Below are 11,785 nucleotides of genomic sequence, written 5' to 3' on the forward strand. Positions count from 1 at the left end.
GATGATTGATTGCCGGGTGCGCGGGTTGGCGATGGTGCGTGCCGGTGCTTTTACGCTGTCTCACGCGGCCGATGGCAGCTTGCGACCCAGCGCCACAAAATCAGCAGCTCCCTCTCCAGTCAGATCGAACATGCCATCGTCCATCGTCATGCCCGCTGCCTTTAGCAGGGGCTTCGCAGTACCGGACTACGCGGGCCTGCGGTGAGCGAGTTCTGATCCACCGCGATGGGCCCGCCCTGCGCGGTGGTCATCCTACGCTCACGATCCGTGGTCGGCTGGTGCGGCACGCGGCCCTTGTCGAGTTTGTCGCCGCTCATTGGATCTATCGCCGATTGCTGCACGGATGTGTGACTTTTTCTAGCTTGAACCACCCCCGTACGAAATTCGTTCCCGGCGGTCACCGGTATCAGGCGAAGGCCCGGCTATCCTCGAAACTCCCGAGTCAGTTCTGTCCGTGATTGACTAGTTTCTCGGTCATCGTGGTGATGGACCCGAGCCGATCATGTTGACATTCCAGGTTGACCATCGGCCCTGTGCTTTCTCACCTTCCGGGCGTCCGCTGGTTGAAGGCCCGCCTGAATCATCACGAATCGAAAACATTTCCGGGATATTGTCCCGGTTCTGATAGGCGCGGTGCAGCCCGTGCTTACTTCACTTAGCGCCTTCTTTGATGAAGCCAAACCCCGAGTCTTCCAGGATATCCGTTCGAGAATGGCGCACTTTGACGTCAGGTCGTTTCCCCATTTTTCGCTGATGCCAGCAGGTTTTCACCTGCATCGGACAGATCGGCGGCGTCAGCTTGACGCTCAAGCTCGTCTTGTTCAGAGAGCAGGTCACCTTCGCCGGCCGTGGCAATGGCGGCGTCGCCCTCGCCGGCGGTAGGACGCTGAAGATCAGCCCCTGCCTCACGCTCTTCGGTCCGAATCCGCCGAATGGGTACGCCGTCCGGGAAAATGATCTCGCGCGCCTCGTCGGGCATCGAGATTCCGGCATCCTGAAGCGCCCGTTTGACCTGCCGCATGAGTGCCGAGCGGACCTTGAAAATCGAGTAGGATTTGCCGTCGAACCAGAACTGCACGCGAATGGTTACGGTCGAAGACCCAAGTTCATCAACCAGAGCGCTCGGCTCGGGGTCGTCCAGCACGGCAGGATGAGCGCGAAGTGCCTGGATGATGACAGTCTGCGCGTTCAGCACGGAATCGTCGTATCCTATACCGACTTGGAACTCCGTCCGGCGATTTGGATTGGTCGAGAAATTCTTGATGATGCTTTTGAAAACCAGCGCGTTGGGGATCTGCACATGGTTGCCGTCCAAGGTAAGCAGTACCGTCGTGCGCATATTCAAGTTCTGAACGATGCCCTGGTTCTCGCCCACTTCTATCCAATCGCCCGCCCTGAATGGATTTCGGATGCTGAGAAGAATGCTGGCGAGAGAGTTCTCTGCAATCTCTCGAAACGCAAGGCCCAAGACAATGCCGATGAGTCCGGTACCACCCAAAACGGTCAATGCCAGTCGCGTCAGGCCTGCAATCTGAAGGACAAGGTAAATGCCAATCAATATCACGGGTATCGCCAGTGCGCGCGCTGCCAGTTGGAGCAGCAGCGGCGATGCGATACGTTTGCGTAGCCAACGACGCGCCAAGGCAGCTACGCCGCGCGACAGCATCCATGCCAGAAAAAGAACCAGTAGCGAAACAACCAAAAGCGGCGCAAACCACTGAACACGGTCGGCCAGCTTTCCGATCTCGCGCCAAGTCGGTGTCAAATCCCAGCTGATCTGCGGCTTCACATCTATCCGGTTGACGACTGCGACAACATACTCGGTTCTCAGCGCCAATTGACGTGCCCACTCCTTTCGCTCTTCGGTTTCGACCTGACCATCGAGAAATACGATGCCTTCACGCACCGAGACGGTCAGGGGATTGAACCATTCACTGGCGAGCAGAATACGTCTGAGGCGATCCGCGATCTCTGAGTCGCGTACCTCAGGCGCAACTGAGATCGCTTTTTCCGGGTCGCTCGCGACTGAATCAAGAGTGTTGAGCGATGTCTGCGTTTGAGCAGGCCCACCAGCAAACACAAGCGCAAGCGCGACCGTCATTGCCAAGCAACGGATGGTTTTCAAAACATTGCCGTTGCAGCGTGTGTGACCTGACTTCATGAAATCTCCTAGCCTTTGGTGGATGACGATCAATCATCATCTCGCCATCGCAACTCATCAATCACTCAGCAATTTGGCACTGTGCAAGGACGGATCCTTACTTGGTGAAAACTCCGTCGGAGTGCCTTAGCTAAAACCCATTCCCTCGAAATTTCGAGGCCATCAGCAAGCTCGAATTTCAATCGTGCCCGAACCCATCAAGCAAGTCCATTCGGCATCCGATCTCGACCTGCACTTTGCCGCCGAAAATCCGGTGCCGTTCGATCACGTTGATCAGGCGTTCGGGCCGACACGTTCCAGCGGTTTGTGGGTGTGCTGCGCATCCTCTACCAAGACGGTCGCGCAGATGCCGACAGTTCCGAACTCCCGCCGCGATCGCTTGGTCGTAGACGTCACACCGCGCACTCCCCCGATGTTGCCGCTGAGGAGGCAAGGTCGCCGCCCGTGCGGTCCATTTCTCGCACCGCGGCTTGAGCTCAGAAGGTCGGCGGCGTGTTCGCCCACAGAATCCGCGCGCGCGTCTTTCCGGGGTTGCGATAGCCGTGTTTGCGGTGTGACTTGAAATGAAACGCGTCGCCAGCACCCAAGAGGAACGTCTCGTCGTCCAGCAGCAACTCAATCTGCCCATCAAGGACAAAGCCCATTTCTTCGCCCACATGGTCGATCTGTCCGTCGCTGGATCCGCCCGGCTCAACGATGTGGATGTTGCATTGCAGCATGTGATCAGGCGTGCAGGGGATCACCCGTTCGAGGCTAAGACCGGTGCCTTGGCGCACCGCGTCGATCTCCAGCACCGGGCGCTCGCCGGCGCGCGATACCGATCGTTCAGGCGCGTCCGGTTCGTCAAAGAATAAATCGAGGTTCATCCCCAACGTCTGAGCGACCCGGTGCAGTAGCGCCAATGACGCCTCGGTCTTGTCGTTTTCGATCTTGGACATGTGGCCTTCAGAGATGCCGCTGCTTCCGGCCAACTCCTTGAGCGTCATGTTCCTGAGCCGTCTTGCCGACTTGATCCGCGGTCCGATCATCGGATGTTCCTTCGTGCTGGGCCTACCGCATAGCGTTAAAAACAGGCTGTGTCAGCGTTTCAAGCCCAATATCAGACCGCTGCGCGATTCTCATGCAAGATACTTGCATGCTCGGGTAAGTTGCGCATAGGCTGAAATCAGGAGGACGCGCTCTTGAGGAGGTGCGCGACGCAAAACGGGGCAGGCGCTGCATATATTCAGTGCGTAAATGGTCCGGATAACAGGGAGAATGAAAATGACGAAACATAACGGTTTCAATTATTTGGCTGCGCCGATGCGCCGTCTGGCACTGGCCGGCACGGTCGCCGCCGCCGCCGGTCTGGGCATGGCCGCGCCCGCGCTGGCCGAATCCGTGTTGAAGATGGTGCCGCATGCCGATCTGCGTAACATCGACCCGATCTGGACAACTGCCTATATCACCCGAAACCACGGCTACCTGGTGTTCGACACGCTGTTTGCGATGGACGAAAACCTCGAAGTGCAGCCGCAGATGGCCGAAGGCTATGAGGTCAGCGAAGACGGCCTGACCTACACCATCACCCTGCGCGACGGCCTGCTGTTCCACGATGGCGCGCCGGTCAAGGCCGAGGACGCGGTCGCGTCGATCAAACGCTGGGGCCAGCGCGACGGTATGGGCCAAAAGCTGATGCGCGTGACCGAAAGCATCGTGGCCGTCGATGACAAGACCCTGAAACTGACCCTGTCCGAGCCCTATGGCCTGGTGCTGGCGTCACTCGGCAAAATTTCGTCGAACGTGCCGTTCATCATGCCCAAGCGGCTGGCCGACACCGATCCGAATGCTCAGATCGAGGAAATCATCGGCTCTGGCCCATTCAAATTCGTGGCTGATGAATGGCAGCCCGGCAATCAGGTGATCTACGAAAAATTCGCCGAATACGTCCCGCGCGACGAACCTGCCAGCTATGCTGCGGGCGGCAAGGTCGCAAATGTCGACCGCATCGAATGGCGCTATATCCCCGACGCGGCGACGGCCAGTCAGGCGCTGATGGCCGGTGAGGTGGACTACTACGAACAGCCCGCCGTCGATCTGCTGCCGATGATCCAGTCGGACCCCGGCATCAAGGTCGAAACGGTGGACCCGCTGGGAACGCAAGGCGTCATACGCTTCAACTTCAAGTATCCGCCCTTCGACAACAAGCTGGTGCGTCAGGCCGCGATGTGGTCCGTCCAGCAGGCCGACTACATGTACGCGATCATGGGTGACCCCCAGTATTTCGAGGAATTCTGCGGCGCCTATTTCATGTGCGGCGGCCCCTACGAGACCGACGTGGGCAGCGAACTGCTGCGCGAGAAGGACATCGAAAAGGCCAAAGCCCTTCTGGCCGAAGCTGGCTACGACGGCACGCCCGTCGTGATCCTGGACCCGACCGATGTGCCGGTTGCGCATGGTCAGGCGCTGGTAACGGCGCAGGCGCTGCGCGATATCGGCATGAATGTCGAGCTATCCGCGCTGGACTGGGCGACTATGACCTCGCGCCGCGCGGTGCGGGAGTCGCCGGAAAACGGTGGCTGGAACATCTTTCCGACATGGTGGCTGGCAGCCGATCAGCTGAACCCGATCACCAACATCTCGGTCGCGGCATCAGGTGAAAACGCATGGTTTGGCTGGCCCGAAAACCAGAAGATTGAGGATCTGCGCAACGCCTTTGCCAAGGAGACCGATCTGGAAAAGCAAAAGGCCATCGTCGAAGAGCTTCAGATCGAACTCTATGACTTTGTCCCCTACATCCCGACCGGTCAATACTACCAGCCGACAGCCTATCGCGACAATGTCAGCGGCGTGTTGAAGGCGCCTGTTCCGTTCTTCTGGAACATCTCGGTCGAATAAACTCTCCCTGAGACTGGCGGCGCGGGGCATACTGCACGTGCCGCCATTTTTTTATCGGATAGGATCCCGCCATGATCGCCTATATCATCCGCCGTTTGCTGGCCACGATCCCGATCATGGCGCTGGTCGCCGTCTTCGTCTTTATGCTGCTGCATCTCAGCCCCAGCGATCCGGCGCTGATTATCGCAGGCGATTTTGCCACGCCTGAACAGGTGGATGAAATCCGCCGGCAACTGGGCCTGAATGCACCGCTCTACCAGCAATTCCTGCATTGGGCGGGCAATCTGCTACAGGGCGATATGGGAAAATCGATCTATTCCGGTCTGCCAGTCACCACCCTCATCGGCCAGCGGGTCGAGCCGACCTTGATGCTGACGCTTTGCACCATGTTGATCGCGATCGTGCTGGCCATTCCGCTGGGCGTGATCGCCGCGTGGAAGGTGGGCACATGGATCGACCGGACGGTGATGACGCTGGCCGTCTTCGGCTTTTCGGTGCCGGTGTTTGTGATTGGCTACCTCCTTATTCTTGGTGGCTCTCGCAAACTGGGCTGGTTCCCGGTGCAAGGCTACACCAGCATTTTTGAGGATTTTGGCGGGTTCGTGTCGCATATCACACTGCCAGCATTGGCGCTCGGCGCGGTCTATATGGCCCTGATCGCGCGCATGACCCGCGCGACCATGCTTGAAGTGTTGAACGAGGATTACGTGCGCACCGCCTATGCCAAGGGGTTGGCGACGCGCAAGGTGCTGGTCAAACACGCGCTGAAAAACGCCATGGTGCCAATTAGTACGACCATCGGCCTTGGCGTCGCGCTGCTGATCGGAGGCGTTGTCGTGACCGAGACGGTCTTTGCCATTCCCGGCCTCGGGCGCCTGACCGTCGATGCCGTTTTACGCACCGATTACCCCGTCATTCAGGGCGTTATCCTCGTCTTTTCGTTCACCTACGTCCTTTTGAATCTGTTGGTCGATCTCAGCTATGTGCTGTTCGATCCGCGCATTCGTTACTGATGCGGCTTGATTGCCTGAGGGGGCCATTTGCATGACTGACACCATCAATGATCCGCCGCTATCCGCCCGGCTGCGCCACCGCGCGGGCGTAATCGGCGAAAGCCTGAGGCGCAATCCCACGATGCTGTTTGGCCTGAGCGTGCTGGTGGTCATGGCGCTGCTGTCGTTCATTGCGCCGTGGCTGGGCCTGCCCAGCCCGATGGAGCAATCGCCACGTAACCGCCTGCAATCGCCCTCGGGCGAAGCGTTCTTTGGCACGGATATGTATGGCCGCGATCTGTTCAGCCGTGTGCTGCATGGCGGTCAGGTGTCGCTGGTGGTGGGGTTGTCGGTCGCCGCCCTCTCGACCGGATTTGGGCTGGCTATCGGCCTCGTTACCGGGTTCATGCGGCGGGTCGATGCGATCCTCATGCGCTTCATGGATGCGCTGATGTCGATCCCCTCGATCCTCTTGGCCATCGCGCTGGTCGCTCTTTGGGGCAGCAGCGTGCCGAACGTGATCCTTGCCCTCACGATCCCCGAAATTCCGCGTGTCGTGCGGTTGGTCCGCTCGGTCGTTCTGATGCTGCGCGACCAGCTCTATGTGCAGGCCGCTATCGCCGCTGGCACCTCGACCCCGCGTATTTTGATCCGCCACATCCTACCGAACACCATTCCGCCGCTGATCGTGCAGGCGACATATATCTGCGCGCAGGCAGTGATTTTTGAGGCGTATCTCAGCTTTGTCGGGGCCGGGACGCCGCCCGAGATCCCCAGCTGGGGCAACATCATGGCCGAAGGGCGCATGTTTTTCTTTCAGTCGCCGGGCATCATCCTCTATCCCGGTGCTTTCCTCGCCATCACCGTTTTCGCGATCAACACCTTCGGCGATGGTCTGCGCGACTCGCTCGATCCGCGTATGCAAAGGAGCGTCTGAACCATGGCCGATACGGAAACGATAGACGCCCCCCGCATCATCGACCGCAGCGTCGATCCGGTGCTGGAGCTGGACGATCTGCGCACCTATTTCGACACCCGTGATGGCGTGGTCAAGGCCGTTGATGGCCTCAGCTTTGCCGTGCGCCCGGGCGAAATCCTAGGCATCGTGGGCGAATCCGGCTGCGGCAAGTCGATTACCTCGCTATCCGTAATGCAGTTGGTCCCAAGTCCGCCAGCGCGCTACGCGTCCGGTGAAATCCGCTACAAGGGGCGCGATCTGCTCAAGGCTAGCGAGGCCGATATGCGGCGTATTCGGGGCAACGAAATCTCAATGATCTTTCAGGATCCGATGTCGTCGTTGAACCCGGTGCTGACCATTGGAGATCAGCTAACCGAGGCGATCATGCTGCATCAGGGCCTCGCGCGCAAACCGGCGCTGGACCACGCGCAGGAGATGATGGAACTGGTGCAGATCCCCGAACCGCGCCGCCGTCTGGGTGAGTATCCCCACCAGCTATCGGGCGGAATGCGCCAGCGGGTGATGATCGCGATGGCCCTGTCGTGCAACCCCTCGGTACTGATCGCGGATGAGCCGACGACAGCGCTGGACGTGACCATTCAGGCGCAGATTCTGGCGCTGATGGAAGATATCCGTGACAAGACCAAGACGGCGATTATCCTCATCACACACGATCTAGGCGTCGTGGCCGAAATGTGTGACCGCGTGCTGGTCATGTATGCCGGGCGCAAGGTCGAAGAGGCCGATGTGATCGAGATTTTCGAGCGCCCGCAGCATCCCTATACGCGTGGCCTCATGCGTTCGGTGCCGCGCATCACCGGCGACGAGGCACCCGAGCACGGAGCGCGCCTGTCGGAAATTCCCGGCATCGTTCCGGCGCTGACTGCCCTGCCACCGGGCTGCACCTTTGCTGCGCGGTGCAAGTTTGCGACCGATCAATGCCGCGCCGAATACCCCCCGTTGGAGGCAAAGAAGCCGGGCCATCTGGCCGCCTGCTGGGAAAGCGCCAATCTGCCGGAGTGGACAGCATGAGCGACGGCACCCCACTGCTGGAGGTCAGGAATCTGGCCAAGCATTTCCCGATCAAGGGGGGATTGCTGAACCGCGAGCAGGCGCGCGTCTATGCCGTCGACGGCATTTCGTTCAGCGTCCGCGCGGGCGAAACGCTGGGCATCGTGGGCGAATCCGGCTGTGGCAAGTCCACCGTAGGCAAGACGATCCTCAGGCTGGAGGACCCCACCGAGGGGCAAATCCTGCTCAAGGGCAAGGACATCACCCATCTCAGCCGCAAAAAGATGTTGCAGCACCGCCGCGAGATGCAGGTGATTTTTCAAGATCCCTACGCGTCCCTCAACCAACGCATGCGCGCGCAGGATATCGTGGCCGAGCCTTTGGGTAATTTCGACACTGGATCACGCCGCGCGCGTCTGGAGAAGGTCGCCGACCTCTTTGCGCGCGTCGGGCTGCGCCCCGATGCGATGCACCGCTTTCCTTACGAGTTTTCGGGCGGGCAGCGTCAGCGGCTTGGTATCGCGCGGGCGCTCGCGCTGAACCCTGAAATCATCATCGCGGATGAACCCGTGTCGGCGCTGGATGTGTCGGTTCAGGCGCAGGTCATCAACCTGATGATGGATCTGCAGGAGGAAATGGGTCTGTCCTATCTTTTCATCGCACATGATCTGGCGATCGTTCAGCATATCAGCCACCGCATCGGCGTGATGTATCTAGGCAAGATGGTGGAAATCACCGACAAACGCAGCCTCTTTCGTGACCCGCAGCACCCCTATACGCAGGCGCTGCTAGAGTCGGTCCCCGTGCCGGACCCGCGTAAACGGCGTGCGCGCACCGTGCTGAAAGGCGATGTTCCAAGCCCGCTGAATCCGCCAAAGGGGTGCAGCTTCAATACCCGCTGCCCGTTCGCGTTTGAGCGTTGCTTCCATGACGAGCCAAAGCTGCAAGAGGTCGCGCCGGGCCATATGGCCGCCTGCCACCTGCGCGATGCCGCCTGATTTAACCGGAGCTATCACATGAGCGACACCATCACCGGCGTTGAGCTGACCAAACGCCTGATTGCCTTCGACACGATCAACCCGCCGGGCAACGAGGCGGATTGTTTCAAGTATCTGGCAAGCCTGTTGGAGCCCGCCGGATACGAGCTGACTTGGCACGATTGGCGCCCAAACCGGCCCAACCTGATTGTGCGTTTGCCCGCAACCGAGCCTGCGAAACGTGCGCCGCTGGTCTATTCGGGTCATGTCGATACTGTGCCTTTGGGGCAGGCAAAATGGAGCGTCGATCCCTTCGCGGGCGAGATCAAGGATGGTCGCCTGTATGGGCGCGGGACGTCCGACATGAAGGCGGGCGTTGCTGCGTTCGTCGTCGCCGCGTTGCGTCTGGCAAAGATCGAAACGCGTCATGCCGAGATCCAGTTGATTATCACCTCTGGCGAAGAAACCGGCTGTGAAGGTGCGCTGGCACTGGCCGAGTCAGACCTCTTGTCCGATTGCGCCGCGCTGGTCATCGCCGAGCCGACGGACAACCGCGCGCTGTGTGGGCACAAGGGCGCGCTCTGGATGAATTTGGTGCATGAGGGCGTGGCCGCACATGGCTCCATGCCCGAAAAGGGGCGCAACGCGATTTTCGCCGCAGTCGAGAGCATCGAAAGGCTGCGCAGTCATGATTTCGGGATCAAACCGCATCAGGTGATGGGCGGGCCGACGCTGAACGTGGGCAACATGCAGGCGGGGCTGAACATCAATTCGGTTCCGGATCTGGCGCGCGTCGGCGTCGATATCCGCTCGGTCGTGGGGCAGACAAACGCGGAAATTCGCGAGGATTTGCAGCGCCTTTTGGGTGCTGACGTGCGGCTGGAGGCGCTGACCGATATGGACAACGTCTATACCGATTTCGACGATCCTTGGATGAAACAGGTCTTTGCCACGACCGAAGAAATCCTTGGCACTGCGCCCGAAGTTGCAACGGCGACTTATTTCACCGACGCCTCGGTTCTGAAACCTGCGATGGGCAATCCGCCGACCCTGATCATGGGACCGGGCACAATGGCGATGGCGCATCAGACGGATGAATATTGCGAGGTCGATCTACTCGATCCCTGCATCGACGTCTTTGCTCGCCTCGGCCGCGATCACGTCGCCTGATGGCGCATTGCCTGATTTGCGGCGCTAAGATCAGCCGCTCTGCGACTTATTGCAAATCATGCGGCACGGTCCAGCCGCAGCGCCGTCTGGGTGGCACCATCGGTCTGGCGGTCCTCGTCGGCGCGCTGATAATAGCGGCGCTGGCGGCAATCCTGCTTTAGCCCGCCACCGGATCAATCGGGCCCAGCGGCCCGCCCATCGCCATCTCGACAAATCGCGCCGCAGCGAGCAATCCCGCCTCGCCTCGCGGCTTGCCGACCAGTTGCAGGCCGACGGGCATGTTGCGCGGACCCAGGCCCACCGGCACGGACATCGCGGGCAGGCCTGCCGTTGTAGCGAGAAAGGCAAAGCGCAGCCAATCCATGTAGCCCGTCAGCGTCTGACCGCCGATCTCGCGCACCCATTCCTCGGATTGCGGGTGTGGCATACAGCCGACGACTGGTAGGGCCAACACATCGAACCGCTCAAAGAAGGTCAGCATTGCGTTGAAGATCGTCGTGCGACCCACCTCTGCCTCGGCCACGTCCTGAATTGTCAGGCCCTCGCCAAAGCGGGTGTTCTCTTCCAGCGTCGGCTTGAAATGCTGGCGCACCGCGGGGTCCATCGTCCGCGATGCCGTGACCCAGCTGATGCCGCGCAGGATATGATAGGTCCGCTCCAATCCCGTAACATCGGGGCAGGCCTCTTCGACGGTCGCGCCGCTGCGCTCCAGCTGCTTCATCGCGCCGCTCAGATGATCAGCCATTTCGGCATCGACTGGGCTAAAACCGCCCAGATTGGGTGCGTACCCGATGCGCAGCTTGCCCTCCGCCCTTCGCACGGCCTCTTGAAACGGCTTGTCCGGCGCCGGATATGAAATGGGAAAGCGCGGCTCAAACCCAGCCATCGCGTCGAGGAACAGCGCGCAGTCTGTGACAGAGCGCGCCATCGGGCCCTGAACGCTCTCGATCAGATACCCTGCATTTAGCGATGCGCCGCCCGCCCGACCGGGGCTGGGCCGCATCCCGACGACACCGCAATAAGCCGCAGGCGTGCGTAGCGAGCCGCCGTGATCGGACCCGTGGCTGAGCCACACTTCGCCCGTCGCCAAACCCGCCGCCGCCCCGCCGGAGGAGCCGCCCGCGTTCATCGACGTGTTCCAGGGATTCACAGTCGCGCCAAATACCTTGTTGAATGTATTGGCCCCGGCGCCCATTTCGGGGGTGTTGGTCTTGCCCACCACCAGCGCGCCGCGCGCCTCCAGTCGCTCGACCAGTGGATCGCTGGCATCGGGGATGTAGTCAGCCAGGCCCTTCGTGCCGAAGGTCGTGCGCACGCCGGCGACCGGGGTCAGATCCTTGATGGCGATGGGCAGGCCGGCCAGCCAGCCGGGCGTGTCATGCCCGGCCCCTTCAAGAGCGGAAATTGCCGCATCGGCCCGGTCCCAGCAGGTCGTCGGCATTGCGTTGATCTGCGGTTCGACCGCTTGCGTGCGGGCACGCGCGGCGTCCAGCAAATCGCGCGGTGCGATCTCGCCCTTGCGCAAAAGGGCGACGATCTGATGCGCCTCGTACGCGCAGAGATCCGGCCCGCTGAAAGGGTGAGCTACGGGCGATTTCATGGCATCCTCCTGGCTGTCGGCGCGCTGTGGCGTCGATCG

At 60.6% G+C, this 11,785-nt stretch carries 11 protein-coding genes; 6 read left to right on the forward strand and 5 right to left on the reverse strand.

The genetic code is table 11. From position 1 onward, the window contains the following. Positions 1-161: 161 nt before the first annotated feature. The 4 genes from U3654_RS19815 to U3654_RS19830 all read right to left on the reverse strand — a co-directional run bounded on the left by U3654_RS19815 (position 162) and on the right by U3654_RS19830 (position 3,189). On the reverse strand, positions 162-317 hold the full coding sequence (locus U3654_RS19815) for a hypothetical protein (RefSeq protein WP_324753243.1): 156 nt from the start codon (positions 315-317) through the stop codon (positions 162-164). 410 nt (positions 318-727) lie between these two features. Continuing rightward, positions 728-2,161, reverse strand: coding sequence for a mechanosensitive ion channel family protein (locus tag U3654_RS19820; RefSeq protein ID WP_324753244.1), 1,434 nt, complete (start codon positions 2,159-2,161; stop codon positions 728-730). A 273-nt stretch (positions 2,162-2,434) separates the two neighbouring features. Beyond that, on the reverse strand, positions 2,435-2,557 hold the full coding sequence (locus U3654_RS19825; protein ID WP_324753245.1) for a hypothetical protein: 123 nt from the start codon (positions 2,555-2,557) through the stop codon (positions 2,435-2,437). 80 nt (positions 2,558-2,637) lie between these two features. Continuing rightward, positions 2,638-3,189, reverse strand: coding sequence for a cupin domain-containing protein (locus U3654_RS19830; protein ID WP_324753246.1), 552 nt, complete (start codon positions 3,187-3,189; stop codon positions 2,638-2,640). A 235-nt stretch (positions 3,190-3,424) separates the two neighbouring features. Here U3654_RS19830 and U3654_RS19835 point away from each other — a divergent pair, with 235 nt between their 5' ends. The 6 genes from U3654_RS19835 to U3654_RS19860 all read left to right on the forward strand — a co-directional run bounded on the left by U3654_RS19835 (position 3,425) and on the right by U3654_RS19860 (position 10,146). Further along, a complete protein-coding gene (locus U3654_RS19835) occupies positions 3,425-5,038 on the forward strand; it encodes an ABC transporter substrate-binding protein (RefSeq protein ID WP_324753247.1) in 1,614 nt (537 codons plus the stop codon). A gap of 71 nt (positions 5,039-5,109) precedes the next feature. Next, positions 5,110-6,051 (forward strand): ABC transporter permease, encoded by a 942-nt coding sequence (locus U3654_RS19840; protein WP_324753248.1) that lies wholly within the window; start codon positions 5,110-5,112, stop codon positions 6,049-6,051. A 31-nt stretch (positions 6,052-6,082) separates the two neighbouring features. Further along, positions 6,083-6,967, forward strand: coding sequence for an ABC transporter permease (locus U3654_RS19845; protein ID WP_324753249.1), 885 nt, complete (start codon positions 6,083-6,085; stop codon positions 6,965-6,967). A 3-nt stretch (positions 6,968-6,970) separates the two neighbouring features. Next, positions 6,971-8,020 carry an ABC transporter ATP-binding protein gene (locus U3654_RS19850; RefSeq protein WP_324753251.1) on the forward strand — a complete coding sequence of 350 codons (1,050 nt, stop codon included), beginning with the start codon at positions 6,971-6,973 and terminating at the stop codon, positions 8,018-8,020. Next, positions 8,017-8,997: a dipeptide ABC transporter ATP-binding protein gene (locus U3654_RS19855; protein WP_324753252.1), complete on the forward strand. Its 981-nt coding sequence runs from the start codon at positions 8,017-8,019 to the stop codon at positions 8,995-8,997. The genes U3654_RS19850 and U3654_RS19855 overlap by 4 nt, the downstream gene beginning before the upstream one ends. 18 nt (positions 8,998-9,015) lie before the next feature. Continuing rightward, the gene (locus U3654_RS19860) at positions 9,016-10,146 is read left to right on the forward strand and encodes a M20 family metallopeptidase (RefSeq protein ID WP_324753253.1); all 1,131 of its coding nucleotides are present in this window, start codon (positions 9,016-9,018) and stop codon (positions 10,144-10,146) included. A 157-nt stretch (positions 10,147-10,303) separates the two neighbouring features. Here U3654_RS19860 and U3654_RS19865 read toward each other — a convergent pair whose 3' ends face one another. Beyond that, positions 10,304-11,746, reverse strand: coding sequence for an amidase (locus U3654_RS19865; RefSeq protein WP_324753254.1), 1,443 nt, complete (start codon positions 11,744-11,746; stop codon positions 10,304-10,306). Positions 11,747-11,785 lie beyond the last annotated feature (39 nt).

It is taken from the genome of Roseovarius sp. Pro17, assembly GCF_035599575.1.
In the GTDB taxonomy this organism is placed as follows: domain Bacteria; phylum Pseudomonadota; class Alphaproteobacteria; order Rhodobacterales; family Rhodobacteraceae; genus Roseovarius.